The 25,696-nt window shown below is 65.1% G+C and carries 24 protein-coding genes; 6 read left to right on the top strand and 18 right to left on the bottom strand.

The window, feature by feature from the left end; genetic code table 11:
* Positions 1-36 precede the first annotated feature (36 nt).
* Both ACE3OV_RS06335 and ACE3OV_RS06330 read left to right on the top strand, forming a co-directional pair.
* Positions 37-480, top strand: a complete 444-nt coding sequence (locus tag ACE3OV_RS06335) for an NfeD family protein (protein WP_374326120.1) — start codon at positions 37-39, stop codon at positions 478-480.
* Between the two features lie 12 nt (positions 481-492).
* Positions 493-1,347: an SPFH domain-containing protein gene (locus ACE3OV_RS06330; RefSeq protein WP_374326118.1), complete on the top strand. Its 855-nt coding sequence runs from the start codon at positions 493-495 to the stop codon at positions 1,345-1,347.
* 34 nt (positions 1,348-1,381) lie between these two features.
* On the opposite strand, the gene gabT is transcribed toward ACE3OV_RS06330, so the two are convergent.
* From gabT to ACE3OV_RS06300, 6 genes are all read right to left on the bottom strand, one after another.
* Positions 1,382-2,689 (bottom strand): 4-aminobutyrate--2-oxoglutarate transaminase, encoded by a 1,308-nt coding sequence (gabT, locus tag ACE3OV_RS06325; protein WP_374326116.1) that lies wholly within the window; start codon positions 2,687-2,689, stop codon positions 1,382-1,384.
* A gap of 28 nt (positions 2,690-2,717) precedes the next feature.
* Positions 2,718-4,178 (bottom strand): NAD-dependent succinate-semialdehyde dehydrogenase, encoded by a 1,461-nt coding sequence (locus ACE3OV_RS06320; protein WP_374326115.1) that lies wholly within the window; start codon positions 4,176-4,178, stop codon positions 2,718-2,720.
* Positions 4,179-4,224: 46 nt separating this feature from the next.
* Positions 4,225-5,052, bottom strand: coding sequence for an ABC transporter permease (locus tag ACE3OV_RS06315; protein WP_374326113.1), 828 nt, complete (start codon positions 5,050-5,052; stop codon positions 4,225-4,227).
* A gap of 12 nt (positions 5,053-5,064) precedes the next feature.
* Positions 5,065-6,336 (bottom strand): ABC transporter permease, encoded by a 1,272-nt coding sequence (locus ACE3OV_RS06310; protein ID WP_374326111.1) that lies wholly within the window; start codon positions 6,334-6,336, stop codon positions 5,065-5,067.
* Positions 6,337-6,390: 54 nt separating this feature from the next.
* Positions 6,391-7,434, bottom strand: coding sequence for an ABC transporter substrate-binding protein (locus ACE3OV_RS06305; protein WP_374326109.1), 1,044 nt, complete (start codon positions 7,432-7,434; stop codon positions 6,391-6,393).
* Positions 7,435-7,495: 61 nt separating this feature from the next.
* Complete coding sequence (locus tag ACE3OV_RS06300; protein WP_374326107.1) at positions 7,496-8,605, bottom strand: ABC transporter ATP-binding protein; 1,110 nt, start codon at positions 8,603-8,605, stop codon at positions 7,496-7,498.
* A 138-nt stretch (positions 8,606-8,743) separates the two neighbouring features.
* Between ACE3OV_RS06300 and ACE3OV_RS06295 the strand changes: the two genes are divergently transcribed.
* Entirely contained in the window at positions 8,744-10,216 is a 1,473-nt protein-coding gene (locus ACE3OV_RS06295; protein WP_374326105.1) for a PLP-dependent aminotransferase family protein, read from the top strand.
* A 12-nt stretch (positions 10,217-10,228) separates the two neighbouring features.
* On the opposite strand, the gene ACE3OV_RS06290 is transcribed toward ACE3OV_RS06295, so the two are convergent.
* A complete protein-coding gene (locus tag ACE3OV_RS06290) occupies positions 10,229-10,810 on the bottom strand; it encodes a hypothetical protein (protein ID WP_374326104.1) in 582 nt (193 codons plus the stop codon).
* A 98-nt stretch (positions 10,811-10,908) separates the two neighbouring features.
* Between ACE3OV_RS06290 and ACE3OV_RS06285 the strand changes: the two genes are divergently transcribed.
* Positions 10,909-12,099, top strand: coding sequence for a CaiB/BaiF CoA transferase family protein (locus ACE3OV_RS06285; RefSeq protein WP_374326102.1), 1,191 nt, complete (start codon positions 10,909-10,911; stop codon positions 12,097-12,099).
* Between the two features lie 6 nt (positions 12,100-12,105).
* Here ACE3OV_RS06285 and ACE3OV_RS06280 read toward each other — a convergent pair whose 3' ends face one another.
* The 8 genes from ACE3OV_RS06280 to ACE3OV_RS06245 form a co-directional block, all read right to left on the bottom strand.
* Entirely contained in the window at positions 12,106-12,606 is a 501-nt protein-coding gene (locus tag ACE3OV_RS06280; protein ID WP_374326100.1) for a hypothetical protein, read from the bottom strand.
* Between the two features lie 18 nt (positions 12,607-12,624).
* Complete coding sequence (locus ACE3OV_RS06275; protein WP_374326098.1) at positions 12,625-13,854, bottom strand: phenylacetate--CoA ligase family protein; 1,230 nt, start codon at positions 13,852-13,854, stop codon at positions 12,625-12,627.
* Positions 13,855-14,148: 294 nt separating this feature from the next.
* Positions 14,149-14,973, bottom strand: a complete 825-nt coding sequence (locus ACE3OV_RS06270) for an ABC transporter ATP-binding protein (protein ID WP_374326096.1) — start codon at positions 14,971-14,973, stop codon at positions 14,149-14,151.
* A 57-nt stretch (positions 14,974-15,030) separates the two neighbouring features.
* Positions 15,031-16,350, bottom strand: a complete 1,320-nt coding sequence (locus ACE3OV_RS06265) for an ABC transporter substrate-binding protein (RefSeq protein ID WP_374326094.1) — start codon at positions 16,348-16,350, stop codon at positions 15,031-15,033.
* A 39-nt stretch (positions 16,351-16,389) separates the two neighbouring features.
* The gene (locus ACE3OV_RS06260; protein WP_374326092.1) at positions 16,390-17,466 is read right to left on the bottom strand and encodes a branched-chain amino acid ABC transporter permease; all 1,077 of its coding nucleotides are present in this window, start codon (positions 17,464-17,466) and stop codon (positions 16,390-16,392) included.
* 29 nt (positions 17,467-17,495) lie between these two features.
* Positions 17,496-18,410 carry a branched-chain amino acid ABC transporter permease gene (locus tag ACE3OV_RS06255; RefSeq protein WP_374326090.1) on the bottom strand — a complete coding sequence of 305 codons (915 nt, stop codon included), beginning with the start codon at positions 18,408-18,410 and terminating at the stop codon, positions 17,496-17,498.
* Positions 18,411-18,528: 118 nt separating this feature from the next.
* Positions 18,529-19,311: an ABC transporter ATP-binding protein gene (locus tag ACE3OV_RS06250; protein ID WP_374326088.1), complete on the bottom strand. Its 783-nt coding sequence runs from the start codon at positions 19,309-19,311 to the stop codon at positions 18,529-18,531.
* Position 19,312: 1 nt separating this feature from the next.
* On the bottom strand, positions 19,313-21,280 hold the full coding sequence (locus ACE3OV_RS06245; RefSeq protein WP_374326086.1) for a long-chain fatty acid--CoA ligase: 1,968 nt from the start codon (positions 21,278-21,280) through the stop codon (positions 19,313-19,315).
* Between the two features lie 171 nt (positions 21,281-21,451).
* On the opposite strand from ACE3OV_RS06245, the gene ACE3OV_RS06240 reads away from it, so the two are divergent.
* Positions 21,452-22,126: a Crp/Fnr family transcriptional regulator gene (locus ACE3OV_RS06240; protein ID WP_374326084.1), complete on the top strand. Its 675-nt coding sequence runs from the start codon at positions 21,452-21,454 to the stop codon at positions 22,124-22,126.
* 9 nt (positions 22,127-22,135) lie between these two features.
* On the opposite strand, the gene ACE3OV_RS06235 is transcribed toward ACE3OV_RS06240, so the two are convergent.
* From ACE3OV_RS06235 to ACE3OV_RS06225, 3 genes are all read right to left on the bottom strand, one after another.
* A complete protein-coding gene (locus ACE3OV_RS06235; RefSeq protein ID WP_374326082.1) occupies positions 22,136-23,464 on the bottom strand; it encodes a M48 family metalloprotease in 1,329 nt (442 codons plus the stop codon).
* On the bottom strand, positions 23,461-23,889 hold the full coding sequence (locus ACE3OV_RS06230) for a hypothetical protein (RefSeq protein WP_374326080.1): 429 nt from the start codon (positions 23,887-23,889) through the stop codon (positions 23,461-23,463). Before ACE3OV_RS06230 ends, ACE3OV_RS06235 begins: the two co-directional genes overlap by 4 nt.
* Positions 23,890-23,969: 80 nt before the next feature.
* Positions 23,970-24,893 carry a LysR family transcriptional regulator gene (locus tag ACE3OV_RS06225; protein WP_374326078.1) on the bottom strand — a complete coding sequence of 308 codons (924 nt, stop codon included), beginning with the start codon at positions 24,891-24,893 and terminating at the stop codon, positions 23,970-23,972.
* A 121-nt stretch (positions 24,894-25,014) separates the two neighbouring features.
* On the opposite strand from ACE3OV_RS06225, the gene ACE3OV_RS06220 reads away from it, so the two are divergent.
* Positions 25,015-25,683, top strand: a complete 669-nt coding sequence (locus ACE3OV_RS06220) for a hypothetical protein (protein WP_374326077.1) — start codon at positions 25,015-25,017, stop codon at positions 25,681-25,683.
* Positions 25,684-25,696 lie beyond the last annotated feature (13 nt).

The following is a 25,696-nucleotide window of genomic DNA, read 5'->3' as shown; positions in this document are numbered from 1 at the left end:
GACAAACCCGAAATACTCGGCAGCATGGACATCGTCATGCAACCCCAATGGTGGCACTGGATCGTCGGCGGCATCGCGCTGGTACTTGCCGAACTCGCCATGCCGGCCTTCTACATCATCTGGTTCGGCCTCGGCGCGCTGCTCGTCGGGCTGCTCCTGCTGCTCGCCCCCGGCCTGCCGCTGACCGCGCAGTTGTTGTGCTGGATCGTCGCCTCGCTGGCGATGACCGTACTCTGGTTCCGCGTCTTCCGCCGGGCGCAGCAGGCGACGCAAAGCGGCACTGCCGACGGCGAGGCGATCGGCGAGATCGGTCTGCTGACCGGCGCCATCGAACCGTTCCAGAAAGGCCGCGTGCGTTTCCAGCGGCCGCTGCTCGGCGCCGACGAGTGGGTCTGCCTGGCCGACAGCGCGATTGCTGCCGGCGAGCGGGTGCGCGTCGTCGCCGTCGAGGGCAGTTATCTGAAAGTCGTCAAAAACTGAAGGGAGTTCCCCATGGAAGCCGGATTCGTCGTTGCCCTCGCACTGCTTGCTTTCGTCGTCGTCACCATCGCCAAGGGCGTGCGCATCGTGCCGCAGGGCGAGGAGTGGATCGTCGAGCGGCTGGGCAAATACCACGGCACGCTGAAGCCCGGCCTCAACGTGGTGATTCCCTACATCGACCGCATCGCCTACCAACTGGTCACCAAGGACATCATCCTCGACGTCCAGGAGCAGGAAGTGATCACCCGCGACAACGCGGTGATCCTGACCAACGCCATCGCCTTCATCAAGGTCACCGACCCGGTCAAGGCGGTCTATGGCGTTACCGATTTCTCCGAAGCGATCCGCAACCTGATCATGACCACGCTGCGTTCGATCGTCGGCGAAATGGAACTCGACGAGGCGCTGTCGTCGCGCGACAAGATCAAGGCGCGGCTGCGCGAGAGCATCGCCGACGAGGCAATCGACTGGGGGCTGACGGTGAAGTCGGTCGAAATCCAGGACATAAAGCCCTCGCAATCGATGCAGAAGGCGATGGAAATGCAGGCTGCCGCCGAACGCGAGCGCAAGGCGGTGGTGACCAAGTCGGAAGGCGCCAAGCAGTCGGCCATTCTGGAAGCCGAAGCCCGCCTCGAATCAGCCAAGCGCGACGCCAACGCCCAGGTGATGATGGCCGAAGCGTCGGCCGAGGCGATCCGCCGGGTGAGCGCGGCCATCGGCGAGCAGACCGGGCCGATGGCCTTCCTGCTCGGCGAGAAATACATCGCGGCGATGGAGCGCCTGGGCGAGAAGGACAACGCCAAGCTGGTCGTGCTGCCGGCCGACCTGCAGGACGCGGTGCGCGGCCTGCTCGGCCGCAAGGGCTGACGGGGCCGTCCGGCCCCGTCAGCGGTGGCCTCGCTCAGGCCTGGGCAGCCACCTCGATGGCGGCGACCAGGATTTCCATGCCTTCCTCAAGCACGGCATCGGGAATGGTCAGCGGCACCATCAGGCGCAGCACGTTGCCGTAAGTCCCGCAGTTGAGCAGCAGCAGGCCGCGCTTGGCGGCTTCCGCCTTGAGCGCGTTGGCGATTTCCGGCGCCGGACGATGCGGATCGCCGGCCCGGCAGAATTCGACCGCGGTCATCGCGCCCAGACCGCGCACCTCGGCGATGCAATCGAGCCGGCCGGCCAGCGCGTTCAGCTTTTCGCGCATCGCCTGGCCGATCCGCTCGGCGCGGGCGCACAACTGCTCTTCCTCGATGATGTCGAGAACGGCCAGCGCACCGGCGACGGCAATCGGATTGCCGGCGTAGGTCGAGCCGAGTCCGCCCGGCGTTGCCGCGTCCATGATCTCGGCCTTGCCGATCACCGCCGACAGCGTCAGACCGCCGCCCAGGCCCTTGGCCATGGTGATGATGTCGGGCTCGATGCCGCTGTGTTCGATGGCGAACATCGTGCCGCAGCGCGCCGCGCCGGTCTGGATCTCGTCGGCGACGAGCAGGATGCCGTGACGGTCGCAGAGTTCGCGCAGACGGACGAAGAATTCCGGCGGCGCCGGCAGGTAACCGCCCTCGCCCTGCACCGGCTCGGCGAAGATCGCCGCCACGCGACGGGCTTCGATGTCGTTCTTGAAGATCGCTTCCAGACCGGCGATCGAATCGTCGACCGAAACGCCGTGCAGCGCGTTCGGATACGGCGCGTGGAAGATTTCGCCGGGGAAGGGACCGAAGCCGACCTTGTAGGGATCGACCTTGCCAGTCAGCGCCATGGTGTACATGGTGCGGCCGTGGAAAGCGCCCTGGAAGGCGATGATGCCGCTGCGCCCGGTGTAGGCGCGCGCCACCTTGATCGCGTTCTCGACCGCTTCGGCGCCGGTGTTCATAAAGAAGGTCTTCTTCGGCGTCGCGCCCGGCGCCAGACGGTTCAGCTTCTCGGCCAGTTCGACGTAGGACTCGTAGGCGACGACCTGGAAACAGGTGTGGGTGAACTTGTCGAGCTGGGCGTGCGCGGCGGCGAGCACGCGCGGGTGGCAATGGCCGGTGTTGACGACGGCGATGCCGGCGCAGAAGTCGATCCAGCGACGACCTTCGACGTCCCAGATTTCGGCGTTCTCGGCGCGCTCGGCAAAGACCGGGTGGCCCTGGCCGACACCGCGCGGCAGGGCGGCGGCGCGTCGCTGCATGAGGGCGGCGTTGCTGGCGCGGGTGATTTCGTGATGTGCATTCATGGTGCTGTTCTCCGATGATCCGTTGTCGTCAGCGGCCGATGCCGGCCATGCAGACATATTTGATTTCGAGGTAATCCTCGAGTCCGTACTTCGATCCCTCGCGGCCGAAGCCGGAGGACTTGATGCCACCGAATGGCGCCACTTCGGTCGAAATGGCGCCGGTATTGACGCCGACCATGCCGTATTCCAGCGCCTCCGAAACGCGCCAGACCCGGCCCAGGTCCCTGCTGTAGAAATAGGCGGCCAAGCCGAACTCGGTCGCGTTGGCGAGCTGGATCGCCTCTTCCTCGCTGCTGAAGCGGAAGATCGGCGCCACCGGCCCGAAGATTTCCTCGCGCGCGACGCGCATTTCCGGGGTCAGGTCGGCGACGATGGTCGGCTCGAAGAAGGTGCCGCCGAGCGCACTGCGCTGGCCGCCACAGAGGACGCGCGCGCCCTTGGCGGTAGCGTCGGCGAGCAGGGTCTCGACCTTGGCGAGCGCGTTGCCGTCGATCAGCGGGCCCTGGGTGACGCCCGCTTCGGTACCGACGCCGAGCACCAGTTGCCCGACCGCCGCCGCGAGCTTTTCCGTGAACCGCTCGTAGATGCCGTCCTGGACCAGAAAGCGGTTGGCGCAAACGCAGGTCTGCCCGCTGTTGCGGTATTTCGACTGCATCGCGCCGAGGACTGCGGCGTCGACATCGGCGTCGTCGAAGACGATGAAGGGTGCGTTGCCGCCCAGTTCGAGCGACAGCTTCTTGAGCGTCGGCGCGCATTGCTGCATCAGCTTGATGCCGGTCGCCGTCGAGCCGGTGAAGGACAGCTTGCGCACCGTCGGGTTGGCGCACATTTCGCCGCCAATCGCCAGCGCGTCGCCGGTCAGCACCGAGAAGACGCCGGCCGGGACGCCGGCACGCTCGGCCAGCAGCGCCAGCGCCAGCGCCGAGAACGGCGTCTGCGGTGCCGGCTTGACCAGCATGGTGGCGCCGGCGGCCAGCGCGGCGGCGGCCTTGCGGGCGATCATCGCGGTCGGGAAGTTCCACGGCGTGATCGCCGCGCACACGCCGACCGGCTGCTTGACGGCGAGGATGCGGCGATCCGGCAGATTGGCCGGGATCACGTCGCCATAGGCACGCTTGCCTTCTTCGGCGAACCATTCGATGTAGGACGCGGCGTAGGCGATCTCGCCCTTCGCCTCGGCCAGCGGTTTGCCTTGTTCGCTGGTCAGGATCAACGCCAGGTCGTCGATGTTGGCGAGCAGGGCATCGTGCCAGGCGCGCAGGATGCGCGCCCGCTCGCCGGCGGTACGCGCCGCCCAGCCGCGCCCGGCCTGCTCGGCGGCAACGATGGCGCGTTCCGTCTCGGCTTGCCCCATGACCGGCACGCTGCCCAGCGCAGCGTGCGTCGCCGGGTTGCTGATGGTTTGCGTCGCGCCGCTGTCGGCATCGCACCAGACGCCGGCGAGGTAGGCCTGCTGGCGAAACAGGGAAGTGTCTTTCAATCCTTGCATGGGAAGTTCCTGAGAGATGAAGGGGAATGCGGGATGAGTCGCCGGCTTACTCGGCGACGGCGGTACGCAGGCGCTCGTTGCGGCCGCGCAGCCATTCCAGCGTGAGCAGCATGAGCACCGAGATGATGGTCAGGATGGTGGCGACGGCGGCAATCGTCGGACTGATGTTTTCCCGGATGCCGGCGAACATCTGGCGCGGCAGCGTCGTCTGTTGCGGGCCGGCGAGGAACAGGGTGACGACGACTTCGTCGAACGAGGTGCCGAAGGCGAACAGGCCGCCGGAAATCACGCCCGGCGCAACCAGCGGCAGGGTGACCCGGAAGAAAGCGGTGAGCGGGCTGGCGCCGAGGCTGGTGGCGGCGCGCACCAGGTTGTAGTCGAAGCCTTGCAGCGTCGCGCAGACCGTGGTGACGACGAAAGGCACACCGAGCGCGGCATGCACCATGATCAGGCCGAGGTAGCTGCCGCTCAGGCCGATCGGCGCGAACACCAGGTAAGTGGCGACGCCGACGATGACCACCGGCACCACCATCGGCGAGATCAGGACCGCCATCAGCAGCGCCTTGCCGGGAAAGTCGATGCGGGTCAGGCCGATCGCCGCCGGGGTGCCGAGCGCCATCGCCAGCAGGGTGGCAAACGGGGCCACGATCAGGCTGTTCTTCAGCGCGTGGGTCCAGATGTCGGAATGGAAGAACTCCTCGTACCAGCGCAGCGAGAAGCCAGACATCGGATACATCAGGATCGAATCGCTGTTGAACGACAGCGGAATGATGACCAGGATCGGCGTCACCAGAAACAGCAGGACCAGCCCGCAGAAGACGCGGAAACTGTAGTACCAGAGCTTCTCGGGCAGGGAGGCATAAGGCGGCAGCATGAAAATCTCCGGTCAGCGTTGCGGAGCGCCGTTCGTCGCGCTACCGACGAGGCGGTTGTAGACGACGTAGAGCAGCAAGGTGGCGGCCAGCAGCAGGGCCGACAAGGCGGCCGCCATGCCCCAGTTGATGGTCTCGTTGGTGTAGAAGGCGACGAAGTAGCTGACCATCTGTTCCTTCGGACTGCCGAGCAGGGCCGGCGTGATGTAGTAGCCCATCGACAGGATGAAGACGAGCAGCCCGCCGGCGGCAATGCCGGGCACCGTCATCGGAAAATAGACTTTCCAGAAACTCTTGAACGGCGGGCAGCCGAGCGACATCGCGGCGCGCATGTAGGTCGGCGAAATGCCCTTCATCACGCTGTACAGCGGCAGGATCATGAAGGGCAGCAGGATGTGCACCATCGCCACGTAGACGCCGACCCGGTTGAACACCAGTTGCAGGGGCTCATCGGTAATACCCAGCGCGATCAGCGCATGGTTGATCAGGCCGCCCTGCTGCAGGAGGACGATCCAGGCAGCGACGCGGACCAGGATCGAAGTCCAGAAAGGCAGCAGGACGAACACCATCAGCAGGTTGGAGCTGCGTTTCGACAAGCTGGCCAGCAGGTAGGCCAGGGGAAAGCCAAGAGCCAGGCAGTACAGCGTGACGACGAAACTCATCCAGAGGGTGCGGCCGAAAATCTCGGTGAACACCGAGTCGCCCTGCTCGCCCCGGCTGATTTCGCCGCTCGCGTCGCGTGTCAGGTCGAGCGCGGCGAGCAGGTAGTAATCGGTTTTCTGGCTGGCATTGCGGGCGATCAACTGCCAGATGCGCAGCTCGCCCCAGCGCTCGTCCATCGCCACTAGCGACTCGCGCGGACCGGCATCGGTCGCCAGCGGCAACTTGCGGGCGGTGTTCATGAGCAGCGAACGCAGCCCGGGCTCTTCCATGTTCAGGCGCTTGGCGGCTTCGGCCAGGGTCTTGCTGCCCTTGCCCAGGCTCAGGTCGCTGACCAGTGCGGCGTAGGCGCCTTCATGCGGCAGTTCCTTGCCGGGCCAGCCGGACAACTGGTGCACGGTCTGCGGCAGCGCCGCCGCCACTTCCGGGTTGTCCACGCTCTTCAGCAACAAGGCGGCGATCGGCCACAGGAAGGTGAGCAGCAGAAAGACCGCCAGCGGCGCGATCAGCGCCCCGTAACGCAGCTTCTTCATGCGTTCGGCGCGGCGCAACATGCGCTTGAGCGGAACGGCCGCCGTTGCGGCAAGCGGTTCGGACATGGTTTCCCCCGGGTGCATCATCTTCATTCCTCTTTTCTCGCCCTGCTGGTTCCCGGGTCACCCCGGGAACCAGCGCGCCGCTTAGCGGGCGGCCCAGGCGTTGAAACGCTGTTCCAGATCCTCGCCGTGCTCGACCCAGAACATCGTGTTGCTGGCGACGGCGGTCTTGATGTTGGCGGCGGAAGTCGGCAACTCGGCGGCAACCGCCGCGCTGATTTGCGGATTGGCCTTGACGTTGGTCGGGCCGTAAGGAATTTCACCGGAGAAGACCACCTGGTTTTCCGGCTTGACCAGCGTCGCCAGGAACTTGTAAGCCTCCTCGCGCTTGGCTGCACCCTTCGGAATGCCGTAGGACTCGACGTCGTAGATGTTGCCGGTCCAGACGATCTTCAGGTTGCGGCCTTCCTTCTGCGCGGTGGCGATGCGGCCGTTGTAGGCGGAACTCATCACCACGTCGCCGGCGGCCAGCAGTTGCGGCGGCTGGGCACCGGCTTCCCACCACTGGATGTGCGGCTTGATCTGGTCCAGCTTCTTGAACGCCCGATCAACACCCGCCTTGGTGCCCAGCACCTTGTACACATCGGCCGGGGCGACGCCGTCAGCCATCAGCGCGAACTCCAGCGTGAACTTGGCGCCCTTGCGCATGCCGCGCTTGCCGGGGAATTTCTTCACATCCCAGAAATCGCTCCACGAGGTCGGCGCCTGCTTCAGCTTGTCGGCGTTGTAGGCGAGCACGGTGGACCAGACGAAGAAGCCGATGCCGCACTCATTGACCGCCGCCGGCAGGAAATCCTTCTTGTTGCCGATCTTGCTGTAGTCGAGCTTCTCGTACAGCCCTTCTTCGCAACCGCGGGCCATTTCCGGCGATTCGAGTTCGACGACGTCCCAGCTGACGTTGCCGGCTTCGACCATGGCCTTGACCTTGGCCTGTTCGCCGTTGTACTCGCCGGGGATGATCTTGATCCCGGTGTTGCGCATGAACGGTTCGTAGTAGGCCTTGACCTGCGCTTTCTGGTTGGTGCCGCCGAAAGAGATGACGGTCAGGTCGGCCGCGTGCACCGCGCCGACCAGACCGAGGCCGGCGGCGATGGCGGCGAGTTTGTTCAGGGACTTCTGTTGAATCATGGCAATACCCTCCTCTGAGTTGTTGGTGAATCGCTGCACGGCGGCGCCGGGCAAGTAAAAATCAATGCGCTTCGTCGACCGGGTCGAGCGCGCAGACGTGTTCTGGGGCCATCGCCACCACCACCTGGTCGCCCGAACGCAACTGGCGGTCGAGGTGGGAAATCGGCATCTTGACGGTGAAGTCGTGACCGCCGACGAGGTCGAGGCGAATCCGGACGTGGTCGCCGAGGTAGATGATTTCCTTGACCCCGGCCGAGAAGCGGTTGCCGCCGCCCTCGCCGTCAGCCAGGAAAGCGCGCTCCGGACGCACCGAAACCATGGTCCGCGCGCCAACGCCCTGCACGTTGCGCGCTTCGGCTTCGATCCGCGCGCCGCAATCGAGGCGCACGCTGCAGCGACCGTCGGCAATCTGCTCGACGCTGCCGTGCAAGGCGTTGTTTTCGCCGATGAAACTGGCGACGAAGGAGTTGACCGGGTGCTCGTAAAGGGTTTCGGCGCTGTCGATCTGCTGGATCACGCCGTGGTTGAAAACGGCGATGCGGTCGGACATGGTCAGCGCCTCGCCCTGGTCATGGGTGACGAAAACGACGGTGATGCCGAGGTTCTCGTGGATATGCTTGATCTCGAGTTGCATGTGTTCGCGCAACTGCTTGTCGAGGGCGCCGAGCGGTTCGTCCATCAGCACCAGCTCCGGCCCGAAGACCAGGGCGCGGGCCAGGGCGATGCGCTGCTGCTGGCCGCCGGACAACTGCTGCGGATAGCGGCCGGCGAACTTCTCGAGGCGGACCATGGCCAGCGCGTTCTTGACCTTGGCGTCGATCTCGGCCGCTGGCAGCTTGCGCACGGCGAGCGGGAAGCGCAGGTTCTCGGCCACCGTCATGTGCGGGAACAGCGCATAGTTCTGGAAAACCATGCCGATGTTGCGCTTGTGCGGCGGCAGCTTGTTGATGACCCGGTCGCCGAGGCAGATTTCGCCCGCCGTCGGCGTCTCGAAACCGGCCAGCATCATCAGGCAGGTGGTCTTGCCGGAACCCGACGGTCCGAGCAGGGTGAGGAACTCGCCACGCTGGATGTCGAGGTTGAGATCGCGAACGATCAGATGTTCGCCATCATAGGTTTTCTGCACCTTGCGGAAGGTAACGTGAGCGCTTCCACCGTCTTGCTGGCCCATGGCCTCTCTCCTGAATCACGCCTTTGCCAGGACCGGGAAACCGGCCGCTGACACTCGATGGGTTGATCATAGGGGAACGATTGGTCAAAATGAGAACCAATTTTTCCGAAAAACAAGGAACCAATTTCGGGGCGGACGATGGAAGCCAGACTGATCACCGAGTTACTGGAACAATATCTGGACCGCCAGACGGCGCCGCTCAAGCTGCGCATCAGGATATATCTGGCACTGCGCCAGGCCATTCTCGACCGCGCCCTGCCCCCCGGCACCAAGCTGCCGCCGACCCGCAGCCTGGCCGAGGATCTGGGCATGGGGCGCAATACCGTGGTCCGCGCCTACGAGCAATTGCTGGTCGAAGGCTATATCGAAAGCCGCACCGGCGACGGCAGCTATGTTTCGGAAGCCGCCCAGGGCGGCCTGCGCCGCTCGCCGCCGAAACGCCTGCTCGGCACCCGCCGCGAGGGACTGTCCCGCCGCGGCAGCATCGTCGCCTCCAACGCCACCAGCAGCGTCGTCCAGCGCGGCGCCTTCATGCCTGGCGTGCCCGATATCGATGCCTTTCCCTTCGCCATCTGGCGGCGCCTGCTCGGCAAGTACCATAGCGCCGAGCAGGGGCACCTGCTCAATTACGCACATACCGGTTACGGACCGCTCAAGGTGATGCTGGCCAACTATCTGCGGGTGACGCGGATGATGCCGATCGACCCGAAACAGGTGATCATCATCAACGGCTCGCATCAGGCAATCGACCTCTGCGCCCGCCTCCTCGCCGATCACGGCGACCGCGCCTGGATCGAGGACCCGGGTTACTGGGGGGCGCGCAATGTGCTCGCCGCCGCCGGCCTGCAGGTCAAGCCGATTCCGCTCGACGCCAAGGGGCTGGCGCCCACCGTCGAGGACTGGGCCGACCCGCCGCGCTTGATCTTCTGCTCGCCGTCGAGCCAGTATCCGACCGGCACCGTGCTCTCGCTCGACCGCCGCATCCAGTTGCTGGAGAACGCCGATCACGTCGGCTCATGGATCATCGAAGATGACTACGACAACGAACTGCACTTCCACGAGCGACCGATCGGCTCGCTGTTCGGGCTGGCCAACCGGCAGCGCGTGATCTACCTCGGCACCTTCAGCAAGGTCATGTTTCCCGGCATCCGGATGGCTTACCTGGTGGTTCCGGAGGATCTGGTCGAGGCCTTCGTGATCGGCAATTCCGAACTCTATCGCGGCGGCCGCCTGGCCGAGCAGGCGGCGCTCGCCGAGTTCATCGACGAAGGGTATTTTTCCGCCCATATCAAGCGCATGCGCGGCATCTACGCGGAACGCCGTGAGGCGTTGCTCGACGCCATGCAGTCGCGACTTGGCGGTGTCGTCGTGCCGTCCGGCGGCCACGCCGGCCTGCAAGTGCTCTACCGTTTCACGCGCCCGATCGACGACACGATGATCGCCGCACAAGCCCTCGCCGAAGGCGTCATCTGTCGCCCCCTGTCGCTTTACTACCTCGACCAGGAAACGCGCCAACCGGGGATGAATCTCGGCTTCGCCGCCGTCCCGGTCGAGCGGATCGGCCCCGCCACGGAAATTCTCAGCCGGGTCATCGAACGACACCTGAAATAGCGCGCAGCGCGCTCAGTCGCGCGGCGCCTCGTCGTACTGCCGGCGCAGCCGGTTGAGGCCCTGCTGGAAAGCCTCGGCATCGCCGTAGTCGAAGAATTTCGGGTAATGCTCATGCGCCGCCTTGACCCGCCGCGCATGCTTGATCGGACACCAGTACTGTTCGGTGCGGGCGGCGACCTCGCGCGTATAGGCGGCAACGCCGTTGCCGTAGGAACAATAGAAACAGTTGAACTTCTCGATGAGGTTCAGGTAGGGCAGGTCGGCGCGGTCGAAGACGATGTAGTCGGCGCGGCGTACCCGGGGAATGCGGTAGACCGGAAAGCAGATCGCCTGGTAGATGCTGACGAACAGGTCCATCAGCAGGAAGGGAAGCCAGCCGGCGTAGATCACCGGCGCGCTCAGCACCACCAGCAGGCGCGAGCGGATCAGGAAACGGAACAGGCCGGTCTTGTAGCGCTGCTGCTGGCGGGCGAACTCGTCGGCCAGTTCGGCCTTCTTGCGCGCCCACTCCTCCCGCGTGTTGCGGTACTCGCCTTCGAGTTCGTCCTGCAGCGCGGCAATTCGCGCCAGCAGTTCGTCGATCCTGCTCTTCATCGCTGTCCTCCGGTCAATCTGCCATCATGCCCGAAGCCTCACGGCAGCGGCAAACGCATGCGATACTTCGGCGAAATTCAAGCAACAACGGGAAAGCCATGGAGACAGTCAACAACACGCCGGCCCGCGGTCCGCTGGCCGGCATCAAGGTCATCGAATTTGCCGGCATCGGCCCCGGCCCCTTCTGCGGCATGCTGCTCGCCGACATGGGCGCCGAAGTCACGCTGCTCGAACGCGCTGGCGGCACCTTCGCCTCGCAACTGTTCGGCGGCGGTCGCAAGGCGGTGGCCAACCGCGGCAAGAAGTCGCTGTGCATCGACCTCAAGAATCCGGCCGTCCGGCCGCTGGTGCTGCGCCTGATCGCCGACGCCGACGTGCTGATCGAAGGCTTCCGGCCGGGCGTCATGGAACGCCTGGGCTTCGGCCCCGACCTCTGTCTGGCCGAGAATCCGCGCCTGATCTACGGCCGCATGACCGGCTGGGGCCAGGACGGCCCGCTCGCCCCGCGCGCCGGTCACGACGCCAACTACGCGGCGATCGCCGGCGTTCTCGACAGCGGCCGGCGCCACGGCGGCGCGCCCTGGGCGCCGCCGACGCTGGTCGGCGACATGGGCGGCGGCGGCCTGCTGCTCGCCTGGGGCATCGCCTGCGCCCTGTTCGAAGCACAGCGCAGCGGGCGCGGCCAGGTGATCGACGCCGCCATGTGCGAAGGCGCCGCGCTGCTCGGCCATGGCCTGTTCAACCTGGAAGCGCTCGGCGAGTGGCAGGGCAACTGCGCGATCGACTCGAGTGCCCCGTTCTACGACGTCTATCAGTGCGCCGACGACCGCTGGCTCAGCGTCTGCCCGCTCGAACCGCAGTTCTACGCCAGCTTCGTCGAACGCCTGGGGCTGGCCGGCGACCCCGATTTCAGCGGCGCGCAGTACGACAGCAGTCGCTGGCCGGCGATGAAACGGCGCCTGACGGAAATCTTCCGCGCCCAGCCGCGCCGGCACTGGGAAACCCTGTTCGCCGACAGCGACGACTGCGTGTGGCCGGTGCTGGCCTTGGGCGAAGCCGCCGACCACCCGCACAACCGGGCGCGCGGCGCCTTCATCGAGCTGGCCGGTGTGCGCCAGCCGGCACCGGCCCCCCGCCTGTCGCGGACGCCGGGCGCCGCGCAGGCGGCACCGCCGCTGCTCGGCGAACACAGCCGCGAACGACTAGCGGCGCTCGGCCTCGACGATCAGGAAATCGAAAGGCTGGCGGCGCTCGGCGCCGTCACGCTGCGCCCGCCAAGCGCCGACTGACCCGGATCAGGGATCGCAGGGGCCGAGCAGGTCGGCCTCGAGCTCGATCTCCATGCCCTGCTGCAGGGGCCGGTCGAGGAACTGGCCGCGGTAGAGACGGCCGGTGTTTTCCGCCTTGCGCACATGCGGCGTCTCCCAGTCGTCGACGCGCAGGCGGACGATGCCGAGCTGTACTTCGCGCTCGGCTTCGCCAGCTGCCAGACAGGGCGTCGCCTGGACCAGGCGGACATATTCCTGGCGCGTGTACTGTTCGCGGGTCTTGCCCGGCACCGCCGGACACTGCTGCAGCTGACGCGTCGTCACCTCACTGCTGACGACGGTTCCGCGCAGGTAGTACATCGGTTCGACCATGATCCAGCCGGCGCCGCCCTCGCGGTACACCGTACAGCTTCCCGGGCGCAGCAATTCCGGATATTTGAACAACAGGCTGGCAGACGGACGCAGCGGGGCTTCCTCGGCTTGCAGCGGCAACGCCAGCAACGCCAGGGCAAGGACAAGTACGCGCATTACGGGGTTCCAGGTCAGTCAGTAGACCCGTCTATCTTCGATCACCTTTCCATCGTTCGGCAAGCCCCCGGGGGCAACTATTTCGATCGAACCGCGCAATTTTGTCTGCTCGCGCAGACATTCCGTCAGTTTTCCACTCAGCCCGTCGGGAATTTCCCCGATCTCGCAGTGCAGCACCATGCGGTCCTGAGCGTCCGGGTTATCGACGACCAGACGCATGCGGGCCACCTCGGGAAAGCGCCGGGCGATTTCCGCCACCTGCTCGGGATGGACGAACATGCCCTTGATCTTGGTCGTCTGGTCGGCGCGGCCGAGCCAGCCGCGCAGACGGATGTTGGTCCGGCCGCAGGGCGAGATGCCGGGCAGGATCGCCGACAGGTCACCGGTGGCGAAGCGGATCAGCGGGTAATCGGTGTTGAAGCTGGTCACCACCACCTCGCCAACCTCGCCGTCGGGCACCGGATCGCCGGTGCCCGGGCGGACGATCTCGACCAGCAGATCCTCCTCGACCACCATGCCCTCGGCCGCCGCGCTTTCGTAGGCGATCGCGCCGATGTCGGCGGTGGCGTAGCACTGGCGGACGACGATGCCGCGCTCGGCAAGGCCGGCGCGGGTGGCACCGGGCAGCGCTTCACCAGAAACCAGCGCTTTCTTCAGCGAGGAAATGTCGGCGCCCATTTCGTCGGCCTTGTCGACGATGATCCGGAGAAAGGACGGCGTACCAACGTAGCCGTCAGGCCGCAGGTCGACCATCGCCTGCACCTGCTGCTCGGTCTGCCCGACACCGCCCGGAAAGACCGCGCAGCCAAGCTTGCGGGCGCCGCCCTCCATGAGGAAGGCGCCGGGCGTGAAGTGGTAGGAAAAGCAGTTGTGGATCAGGTCGCCGCGTCGAAAGCCAGCGGCGAACAGGACACGCGCCATGCGCCAGTGGTCGACGTCGCCGCCCTGCAGTTCGTAGATCGGCCCGGGCGACGCGAAAACCCGCCGCGCCTCACCCGGCGCCAGCGCGTTCAGCCCGCCGAACGGCGGCGTCGCCTTCTGCAGTTCGATCAGGTCGCGCTTGCGCGTCAGCGGCAGGCGCGCCAGCGCCGCCCGCGTCGCACACGCCGCCGCCTCGACCCCGGCCAGCGTCTGCCGGTAATAAGCGGTCCCCGAGCGGGCGTGCGCCACCTGACGTGCCAGACGGGCCATCAGGTCCGCTTCCCGCACTTCCGGATCACGGGTTTCGAGCGGATCGTAGAAGCTCATTTCATTTTTCTCCGTTTTGACGGTCACCGCGGAAAAGCTTTCTGCCAGCGTCAACGCCAGCGCCTGTGCCTGTTCTGCCTCTGCGCCAAGGGTTACAAAGTAGCCCCACAGGGCAAGGCGGAGGCCGGCGCCGTTGGTTCCTGCCAACAAGCCGGCCGACAACGCCGGCATGCGGGGCGCCCTGCATCCCCTTGGTGACGGCAAAGTAATCGCTCAGGGCAAGGCGGAGCGAGGCGCCGTTTGCTATCGGCAAACAAGCCTCGCGACAACGCGGCCATGAGCGATGCACTGCCGTCATGAAAGCCAGCGTTTACGGCGTCTGTAGTGCTTGACGTCCTTGAAGGATTTCCGCCCCGCCGACGACAACCCGAGGTAGAACTCCTTCACATCTTCGTTCGTGCGCAGCTCCTCGGCCCCGCCTTCCATCACCACCCGCCCGTTTTCCAGGATGTAGCCAAAGTCGGCGTAGCGCAGCGCGACCATGGTGTTCTGTTCGGCGAGCAGGAAGCTGACCTGTTCGCGGGCGTTCAGATCCTTCACGATCTCGAAGATTTCCTCGACGATCTGCGGCGCCAGGCCCATCGATGGCTCGTCGAGCAGGACCATCTCGGGATTGGCCATCAGCGCCCGGCCGATCGCGCACATCTGCTGCTCGCCGCCGGAGGTATAACCAGCCTGCGAGGTGCGCCGTGTCTTCAGCCGCGGGAAATAGTGATAGACCTTTTCCAGGCTGTCCTTCAGCTCGCCGCGCGAAATGCTGCGCGTGTAGGCCCCGGTCAGCAGGTTTTCCTCAATGGTCAGGTGACCGAAGCAATGCCGGCCTTCCATGACCTGAATGACGCCGCGCTTGACCAGTTCGTTGGGCGACAACTGGTCGATGCGCCGCCCCTTGTATTCGACCGAGCCCTTGGTCACATCGCCGCGCTCGGCGCGCAGCAGGTTGGAAATCGCTTTCAGCGTGGTCGATTTGCCGGCGCCATTGGCCCCCAGCAGAGCGACGATCTTGCCTTTCGGCACGGCCAGCGACACCCCCTTGAGCACCAGGATCACGTGGTCGTAGATGACCTCGATGTTGTTGATGCTCAGGTAGTTTTCAGCCGTTGCTGCTTGTGTGTTCATGTCTTCTCCCGTCACGGAAGGAAGCGCCGGGCGCGGCAGCGCGCCCGGCGGCCCGGCTTATTTTTCCTTGCTGCAATCACGCGGCGTGATGCCCTTTTCCTTGGCGTACTGCTTGGCAGAGGCCTGGAACAGCGGGTGGATCAGCCCCTTGTTGCCTTCGATCCAGTCGGACACCGGCACCCACTTGGCGCCATCCCACTGCTGGATCTTCACCTTGCCGGAACCTTCGTGGTTGGCGCAGGAGGTCTTGATGGTCGGCAGCAGGTTGGTGGCGCCCAAGGCCTTCAGGCGGGCCTCGGTGATGTCGAGGTTTTCCAGGCCCCAGGCGACCTGGGTGCCGTTCATCGCCTTGCCCTTGCCGTACTTTTCCTGCGCCTTGCGGATCGCTTCGACCGACAGCACGGCGGCGGAAACACCGCGGTTGTAGAGGATGGTGCCGATCTTGCCCTTGTCCTGCAGGTTGCCCTTGCCGGCGCCATAGACCACCTTCTCGATGTCGGCGATCACCGGCACCTGCTTGCCGGCAACGTTCCAGGTCGCAGCCATGTAACCCTTGGCGGCGTCGCCGGCCGGGATCACGTCTTCCTCGGAGCCGGTCCACCACGAGCCGATCATCTTGTCACGCGGGAAACCAACCTTCTGCGCAGCCTTCAGCGCCGTCTGGTTCATCACGCCCCAGCCCCAGAAGATGACGAAATCGGGCTTTTCCTGGCGGATCTTCAGCCACTGCGCGCCCTGCTCGTTGCCCGGGTGGGCGACCGGAATCTGCACCAGTTCGAACTTGTTCAGACCGGCTTCGGCGTTGAGCGCGACGATGGCTTCCTTGCCGTAGGCGGAGTCATGGTAGAGATAGACGATCTTCTTGCCGGCCAGATTGCCGCCCAGCTTGTCCTTGACGAACTTGACGATGGCCGAGGCCTGCATCTGGTAGGTGGTGACCAGCGGGAAGGCGTAGGGGAAGACCGAGCCATCGACCGCGTCGGTGCGGCCGTAGCCCATCATCGCCAGCGGCAGCTTGTCCTGCGCCGACTTGTCGATCAGCGCGTAGGAAATGCCCGTCGACATGGTGTGGATCGGGCCGGCCGATTGCGCTGCCTTGCCCTTCATCCGCTCGTAGCACTCGACGCCCTTGGCGTTGTTGTACTCGGTTTCGCACTCTTCCCAGGTCAGGGTGACGCCATTGACGCCCTTGTCCTTCAGGTTGACGTAGTTCAGGTAGTCGATGAAGCCGCCGTAGAAGGCCTGGCCGTTGGCGCCGTAGGCACCGACGCGGTAGCTCGGGATCGGGAAGAACTGGTCGGCGGCGAAAGCGGTCGGCGCGATCAGGGCGAGGGAAACCGCGGCAGCGGCAACAGCAGGCTTGAAAACTTTTTTCATGTGTATGTCTCCTCCAGTGTTACGAAAAACGGCCGAATCTCAGTGCGGGAACGGCCACAGGCGCAGCTTCTCCTTGGCGATCTGCCACAAACGGGCCAACCCGTGCGGCTCGACGATCAGGAAGAACATGATCAGCGCACCGAACACCAGGATCTGGATGTGCGACACGGTGGCGCTGGAAAACGGCAGGCCGAAGAGGCCGGCAAAGAACGGCAGGGCGATGTCGAGGAAGATCGGCAGCAGCAGGATGAAGGCAGCACCAAGGAAGGAGCCGAGGATGGAGCCGACGCCGCCGATGATGACCATGAACAGGATGCGGAAGGACATGTCGAGCGAGAAACCATCCGGCTCGACCGAACCCAGGTAGCAATACGCATAGAGCGCACCGGCAACGCCGCAGTAGAAGGAGCTGACGGCGAAGGCGAGCAGCTTGGTGCGCATCAGGCGGATGCCGATCACCGAGGCGGCGACGTCCATGTCGCGCACCGCCATCCAGGCCCGGCCGGTGGTCGAGCGGACCATGTTCTTGGCCGCCAGGGCGAGCAGGACGACGATCGCCAGCACCAGCAGGTACTTGTCGCGCGGCGTGTCGAAGGCGTAGCCGAGGATCTCGATGTTCTGCGCCGAGATCACGCCGGACGACGAGTCGTTCGACAGCCAGGGGAACTTGGTCAGGCACCAGACGATGAAGAACTGCGCCGCCAGCGTCGCCACTGCCAGGTAAAAGCCCTTGATGCGCAGGCTGGGCAAGCCGAACAGGATGCCGACACCGGCCGCGGTCAGACCGGCGCAGATGAAGGAAACCAGGATCGGGATACCTTCGACGCGCAACTGGAAGTTGTAGGCGGCGTAGGCGCCGACCGCCATGAAGGCGGCGGTACCGAGCGACAACTGGCCGGCGTAGCCGGTCAGGATGTTGAGCCCGAGCGCGGCCAGCGAAAAGATCAGGAAGGGGATCAGGATCGCCGAGAACCAGTACTCGCTGGCGAACATCGGCACCCCGACGAAGGCAACAGCAAGCAGCAGGATGAGACCGATGCGGTCCTGACGGATCGGGAACAGCTGCTGGTCGGCAGCATAGGAGGTCTTGAATTGACCGGCTTCACGGTAGAGCATGGTTTTTCCTCTTTCTTGTCGGTTGACCGTTAAACACGATCAATATGTTTTTCGCCGAACAGACCCTCGGGTCTGACGAGGAGGAAGAGCAACGCGAGCACATAGGGGAACCAGCCTTCGATGCCGCCGAAGTTGCCGCCGAAGAGGTCCTGCATCACCGGCGGGATGTAGATTTCGGCGAGCTTTTCCGAGGCGCCGATGATCAGGCCGCCGACGATGGCGCCCGGCACCGAGGTGAAACCACCGAGAATGAGCACCGGCAGCGCCTTCAATGCCGTGAAAGTGAGTGCAAACTGCACGCCGTTGCGAGCGCCCCACATCATGCCGGCGACCAGCGCGACGAAACCGGCGACGCCCCAGACGATGGCCCAGATGTGCTGCAGCGGGATGCCGATCGACAGCGCTGCCTGGTGGTCATCGGCCACCGCGCGCAGGGCGCGGCCGATGCGGGTGTACTGGAAGAATAGCGCCAGCACGGTGACCAGCACGGCGGCTACGCCGGCGGCGATCAGGTCGAACTTGGAGATGACCATGTTCCAGTTGTCGAGGATGTAGGGAATCGGCTCGTCGACGATGCCCAGGTCGAGGGCGCGCGGATCGGAGCCGAAGATCATCGGCGCCAGGCCCTCGATGAAGAAGGTCAGGCCGATGGTCGCCATGAACAGGGCGATCGGCGGCTGGTTGACCAGCTTCCGGAGCACGAACTTCTCGGTGCCGATGCCGAAGGCGGTCATGATGGCGAAGGCGAGAATGACCGCCAGCCACAGCGGCGCGCCCCATTCCATGATGCCGACCACCGACAGCGCGGCGAGATAGACCATCGCCCCCTGGGCGAAGTTGAAGACACCAGAGGCCTTGTAGATGAGCACGAAGCCGAGCGCCACCAGGGCGTACATGACGCCGGAGAGCAGCCCGCCGATCAGAACTTCGAAGAAAAATTCCATGGCTTACCCCCGAAACGTGGCAGTTTGACGGCGGCGGCGGCCGGCGTGCGAGCGGGCAGCGACCCAGAGCAGGATCGACAGCAATGTCGCGGCAATTACGAATTCCATGCTTGTCTCCTCAGTGACCGGCGCCCAGATAGGCCTTGATCACGTCTTCGTTGTTCTTGACTTCATCCGGCACGCCATCGCCGATCTTCTTGCCGTAGTCGAGGACGACGACGCGATCGGAGATGTCCATGACGACCCCCATGTCGTGCTCGATGAGGACGATGGTGGTGCCGAACTGGTCGTTCACGTCGAGGATGAAGCGGCACATGTCCTGCTTTTCCTCGACGTTCATGCCGGCCATCGGCTCGTCCAGCAGCAGCATCGACGGCTCGGCGGCAAGCGCCCGGCCGAGTTCGACGCGCTTCTGCAGACCGTAGGGCAGACGGCCGACCGGCGTCTTGCGGATGTGCTGGATTTCCAGGAAGTCGATCACCTCTTCCACCTTCTTGCGGTGCTCCAGCTCCTCCTGGCGGGCGCGGCCGAACCACAGGGCGTGCTCGAGGAAGGTCGATTTCATCTTGGTGATGCGCCCGGTCATGATGTTGTCGAGCACGCTCATGCCCTTGAACAGCGCGATGTTCTGGAAGGTGCGGGCGATGTTCTGCTGCGCCGCCATGTGCGGTTCCATCTTCTTGCGCTCGCTGCCGCGCCAGAAGACCTTGCCTTCCTGCGGGTGGTAGACGCCGTTGATGACGTTGAGCATCGAGCTTTTGCCAGCGCCGTTGGGGCCGATGATGGCGCGGATCTCGTGTTCGCGGACGTCGAAGGAAATGTCGGTCAGCGCCTTGACGCCGCCGAAGCGCAGCGAAATGTTCTGCAGGTCGAGGATAACCTCACCGATTTGTTTGCTCATCTCAGGCGGCCTTTCTGGCGATCGGGAAGGTCTTGCAATCGACGATGCGCAGGTCGGCGGACACCTTGCCGCGGCGACCGTCCTCGAACTTGACCTCGGTCTCGATGAACTGGCTGTCCTTGCCGGTGTAGAGGGCGTCGATCAGCACCTTGTACTTTTCCGAAACGAAGTTGCGGCGGACCTTGCGGGTGCGGGTCAGCTCGTCGTCGTCGGGATCGAGTTCCTTGTGCAGGATCAGGAAGCGGTGGATCTGCGAATCGGCGACCATGACGTCGTGCGCCAGCCCGGCGTTCACTTCCTCGACACACTGCTGGATCAGCTCATAGACCTGCGGCTTGGCGGCGAGATCGGTGTAGCCCGAGTAGGCGATGCCGCGCCGCTCGGCCCAGTTGCCGACGGCGCCCATGTCGATGTTGATGAAGGCGGTGACCATGTCGCGGTCGGCGCCGAAGCAGACGGCTTCCTTGACGTGCTGGAAGAACTTCAGCTTGTTCTCGATGTAGTTGGGCGCGAACATCGCGCCGTTGGAGAGCTTGCCGACGTCCTTGGCCCGGTCGATGATCTTCAGGTGGCCGTCCTCGTCGAGGAAGCCGGCGTCGCCAGTCATGAACCAGCCGTCGGCGTTGATCGACTCGGCGGTGGCGTCCGGGCGCTTGTAGTACTCCTTGAGCAGCATCGGCCCCTTGACCAGCACCTCGCCGTTGTCGGCGATCTTGATATCGACGCCGGGCGCCGGCTGGCCGACCGAGTCGAACTTGATCGCGCCGTCCGGCTGCAGGCAGACGTAGGCGCAGGTTTCGGTCTGGCCGTAGAACTGCTTGAGGTTGATGCCGATCGAGCGGTAGAACTTGAACAGTTCCGGGCCGATCGCCGCGCCGGCGGTGTAGGCGACACGCACCCGGCTGAGGCCGAGGACGTTGCGCAACGGCCCGTAGACCAGCAGGTTGCCCAGCCAGTACTGCAGACGGTCGCCGGCCGACACTGACTTGCCGTCAAGCAGGTCGGCGCCGCAGCGCTTGGCCACTGCCATGAAGTGGTGGAACATCTTCTGTTTCAGTTTACCGGCGTCTTCCATTCGGATCATCACCGAGGTGAGCAGGCTCTCGAAGACGCGCGGCGGGGCGAAGTAATAGGTCGGCCCGATCTCGCGCAGGTCGGTCATCACCGTGTCGCCGGATTCCGGACAGTTGATGGTGAAGCCGGCAACCATCGCCTGGGCAAAGGAGAACAGGTGGTCACCAACCCAGGCCATTGGCAGGTAGGACAGGATGTCGCCGTCGGCGCGCATGTGGTCCACCTCGATACCACCGCGGGCGGCAGCGATGAAGGCGGCGTGCGTCTGGCAGACGCCCTTCGGCTTGCCGGTAGTACCCGAGGTGTAAAGCATCACCGAGGTGTCGTCGAAGTGCCCCTGGGCGATTTCGGCGTCGAGGAAATCCGGGTGGTTGCGGTCATGGATGCGGCCCATTTCCATCAACTCGTGGATGTCGTGCAGGAAGGGCTGGTTGTAGTGGCGCATGCCGCGTGGGTCGTCATAAATGACGTGTTCCAGCGTCGCCACCTGCTCGCGCACTTCGAGCATCTTGTCGACCTGTTCCTGGTCCTCGACGACGACGAAGCGGATGCCGGCGTCCTGGAGCACGAACAGCATCTCGCCGGCCACCGCATCCTGGTAGAGCGGAACTGGCACGCCACCCAGGCACTGGGCGGCGGTCATCATCATGTACAGGTGCGGCCGGTTGTCGCCAATGATGGCCAGATTGTCACCGCGCTTGAAACCGAGCGCAGCCAGGCCACAAGCCAGCGCACGGACGCGCTCGGCGACATCGGACCAGGTCCAGGTTTGCCAGATGCCGAGGTATTTCTCGCGCATCGCCGGCGCCTGTGGCCGGGTTGTCGCATGATGCATCAGCAGCCGCGGGAAGGTGTGCAAACCGTCCGGCGCGGCGTGTTTCGCCTGCGTGGGCATAAATTGTCTCCTCCGCCGCGACTCGTTGTTCGCGGTCCTGTGTCGTTAGGTTCATTGTGGCGCCGGCTTTCTTACACCAGACTTGCAGGCGCCGGCTTTTCCTGACCTGCGGGCCAGTGTAAGCACAGGCGCGGCGTATAATTGTCGTTCGGCAGACAATCCGGAAAATAAATGAAAAACGCTGAGGAATTGCTGCGACGGTCCCAGTGGGGACAGGCGCTGAGCGAGGAGGAGATGCAGCGCGCGCTGGCCGGCACCGTCGAACGGAGTTTCGCGGCCGGCGCCTTCATCTGCATGAAGGGCGAAGCGGTCACACACTGGATGGGCATCGTCGACGGGCTGGGCAAGATGGCCAGCCACTGGACCTCGGGCAAGACCACATCGCTGACCGGCATCAGCAGCGGCGCCTGGTTCGGCGAGGGCTCGCTGCTCAAGGAGGAGCCGCGCCGCTACGACGTCATGGCGATCCGCGAGACGCGCGTCGCCTTCATGAGTCGCGGCACCTTCCTGTGGCTGCTCGACCACAGCATCGCCTTCAACCGCTTCATGATCACCCAGTTGAACGAGCGCCTCGGCCAGTTCATCGGCATGATGGAAAACGAGCGCATGCTCGACATCGACACCCGTATCGCCCGCGTCCTGGCCGCCCTGTTCAACCCGGTGCTCTACCCGGGAACAAACCGCCTGCTGCAGATCTCGCAGGAAGAACTCGGCTACCTCGCCGGCGTCTCCCGGCAGCGCGCCAACCAGGGACTCAAGGTGCTCGAGGAAGCCGGTCTGGTGCGCAGCGAATACGGCGGCATCAACGTCATCGACCTTGACGGCCTGCGCAGCTTCGGCGAGTAAGCGCTCACATTATTTGGCGTAACCCCAGCCCTTGAGCCGGCTGTAGGCGTACTCGGCGGCCTTGCCCTGGCGGTTGTTGCGCAGGTAGCCGGCGTACTGCTGCGCCGCCTCCTGACGCTTGCCCAGTCCTTCGAGCGCCACCCCCTTGAGGAAACCGATGCCGGCATCGCCAGGCAACAGCCGGTCGTAGCGATCAAGGCCGGCGTAGGCGGCGGCCGGGTCCTTGAGGCCGAGCGCCAGCACGCCGACCAGCTTGTGCGCCTGCGCTTCCTGCGGATAGATCGACTTCGCCGATTCGGCGTAGCCCAGTGCGTCACGGTCGCGGTCCTGCGCCTGCAGGCATTGCGCCATCAGCAGGTTGGCAGCGTAGTCGCGCGGCGTCTTCTTCAGGGCATCGCGGAACTGCCCTTCGGCCTTTCCGTACTGCTTGTCGGCCATCGCCACCTCGCCCTTCTGGCAGGATTCGATGGTCGGCTTGATGCGGCGCAGCGACGCGGTGTTGTCCATGAAACGCTCGCGCCCGGGGTCGCGCTTCAGGCTCACCGCGTACTTGCCTTCGGCCAGTCGGCGCGCCGTGTCGCGCCGTTCGACGTTCATCGGATGGGTCGAAAACATGGTCTGCAGCAGACCGGGCGCTTCCTTCTCCTGGTCGACCAGCAACTGGTGCAGGCCGGTCATGCCGCTCGCCGGATAGCCGGCGCGCACCATGTACTCCTGGCCCAGCGCATCGGCCTCGCGCTCGTTGTCGCGCGAATAGCTGGAGAGCAGCGCGCTGGCGCCAAGCTGGCCGCCGATCGCGACCAGCCCGCCCCATTCGGTGGACGAGGCAGCGATGCTGGCCCCGGCCACCGCCACCTGGGCGACCATCGCCTGCCCCTGGCGCTGCGCCGCGTGCCGCGCATTGACGTGGCCCATTTCGTGGCCGAGCAGCGCGCCCAGCTCGGCCTCGTTCTGCAGATCGACCATGATCCCCCGGGTCACCCCCATCGCCCCGCCGGGGAAGGTGTAGGCATTGACGTGGTTGGCGTTGAGCACGCGATAGGAATACGGCATCTGCGGCCGATGCGTTAGCTTGTCCATGCGCTCACCGACCGAACTCAGGTAGCGATTGACCTCGCCATCCTGGACCGGCCCCATGTCCTGCGAGAACTGCTGCGGTGAGACCTGCTTGTCCACCGCCTTCTCGTCGTCCTCACTCATGCCGACCAGGATCGACTTACCGCCGACCGGCGACTGCGCGCAGCCGGACAAGGCCGCCGCACCGAACAGCCAGAGCAGTTGGCGGCGGTTGAGACGGTTGCGCTGCAGGGCGACGGCGAGGGAGTCTTCAAAGCTCATGGGGTTCTCCTGGCAAATCCGGTGCCGGACGCGGCCGCAGCCGGCTGCCCGTCCCGGGTGAGGTGAGCCAGCCAGTCGCGCGCTGTGGCAAGGTCGCCGAAAGCGGCCACTGGCAGGTAATCGTTGGCGACCCGGGCAATTGTCGCCCAGGCCTCGGCAACTGCCGGTTGATCGGCGACGAAAGCGGCGACGAACTTCCGGTTGGCAGCGTGGGCGCCGATTGCCCCGGCGACCGCATCTTCGACAATCCAGCCTGGCAGGTCGATGCCGGGACAGCCCGAGGCATCGTTGATCACGTAACGCAGCAGCTGAAAATCCGGCAGCGCATTGATTTCATGAACGGAACGCAAGAAGGCCTTGCCGCTGATCGGTCCCGACCAGCGCACCAATACTCCCCGGCTTTCCCTCACGACCGCGTACGACATGTCGCCTTTCGCCACCTTGCTGCATGTTTGACGATGGTATTGCAACTGGCCGCAGCGACGCAATCCGGGTGCCCCCTGACTCAGGAAGTGCCAGGCTCGGCAGCATCGCCGATGAATCGCCCCCCCGCCTCGAGCACCGTCACCACGGCGGGATGTTGCAGTCGCCGTTGGGTGGCGATCGCGTACCAGCTTTCGCTGACGCCCGGCAGTTCGCCGATGGAGAGGGCACCGTACTGGACGCGGATGTCTTCCTGCAGGGCGAGCGGCGCCGCAAAGATGCCAAGGCCGGCGCGGCCGAAAGTCTTGAGCAGGGCGCTGTCGGAGAATTCGCCGATCACCTGCGGCGCGATGTCGTTGGCCTCCAGCCAGGCATCGATGGCGGCGCGCAGCGGATCACCGCGCACCGGCAGCAACAGCGGCACCCCCTGCAGACCGCCGGGAAAGCCGCTCGCGTAAGCAGCATGCAGTTGCGGCGCCCCGTAAAAACCCATCGCCAGATTGCCCAGCAGCGTCGACTGCAGGCGCAGGTTGGCGCGTTGCGGCGCCGAACGGTCGGCGAGCACGAGGTCGAGCCGGTTGACCGCGAGTTCGCCGAGCAGATGATCGAATTCACCTTCGCTGCATTCGAGGCGGAGTTGCGGATGCGAGCGCAGGACGCCTTCGAGGACGCGGAAGGCGATCAGCTTGGGCACCGCGTCGGTGATGCCGACGGCGAGCCGGATGCGGCCGGCCGCCGGCTCCGCCAGCGCATCGCGCAGGCGGTCGCCGAGCTGGAAGATCTGGTCGGCGTGGGCGAGCGCGGTCCGCCCCGCCTCGGTCAGGGTCAGCGAACGGCCGCGCGGCGCCAGCAAGGCCTGGCCGAGCTGGCGTTCGAGTTGGCCAAGCTGGGTGCTGATCGCCTGTACCGACAGCCCGAGACGCTCGGCGGCGCGGGTGATGCTGCCTTCCTTGGCGACCGCCCAGAAATAGAGCAGATGACGGAAGTTGAGGTCGTCAGGTTTCATATGTTTCCACAAAACGGAAGTTTAAGCACCAATATTATCCATTCAATGGAAATCATAGTGGCCGTAAATTGCGCCCATGCGCTGCGGACTTCCCGCTGCCGATACCCAGAGGAGCCCCCCCATGATCACCGTCGAAGATTGCAATGCCTTTTGCGATGCCCCGCTCGGCCAGGTCGAGGCACTCGCCCGCCGCGAGGGATTGCCCCCGATACTGGCCTTTGCCCGCGCCCAGACCCCGGGAGGTTTCACTGCTGCACACCAAGCGACGATGCCGTTTCAACCAGAGGAAATGATGATGATGACGATGCAGGCCCGTGCCGTTTTCCCGCAGCCCAGTGCCGCCCGCCACCCGCTGCGCGCCTACCCGCTCAACAGTGCGCCGGCGAAGGCGCGGCTGGTCGTCCTCGCCCTGCTCGCCGACGGCCACCTCGACGAGTGCGAACTGGAAGTCCTCAACCGGCGCGGCAGCTTCGCTGCACTCGGCATCAGCCGCGCAGGCTTCGTCCAGGTTCTGCACGAGTTCTGCGCCGACGTTTCGCAACTGGCCGGCGGCGCCGCCGACTGGCGTGTCTCGCCCGGCCTGCTGGCCGGCCTGTTCGCCGAAGTAAGCGATGTGCAGGCGCGGCATGCAGTTCTCCGGCTGATCATCTCGGTGATCAGCAGCGACGGCCACCTGGCGCGGGGCGAGGAACGCCTCTTTCTCGGCGCGCTCGACGCCTGGGGCAACGGTCTGGCGGGCAGCGCGGCGCAAGCGCGCGGCACTGCGCCCAAGGCAATCCGCATCAGTTGAATACGCGCCCGGG

It is taken from the genome of Azonexus sp. (genome assembly GCF_041909095.1).
In the GTDB taxonomy this organism is placed as follows: Bacteria; Pseudomonadota; Gammaproteobacteria; order Burkholderiales; family Rhodocyclaceae; genus Azonexus.
The sequence above is the reverse complement of the archived record's forward strand: the minus strand, read 5'-3'. Positions and strand labels throughout refer to the sequence as shown.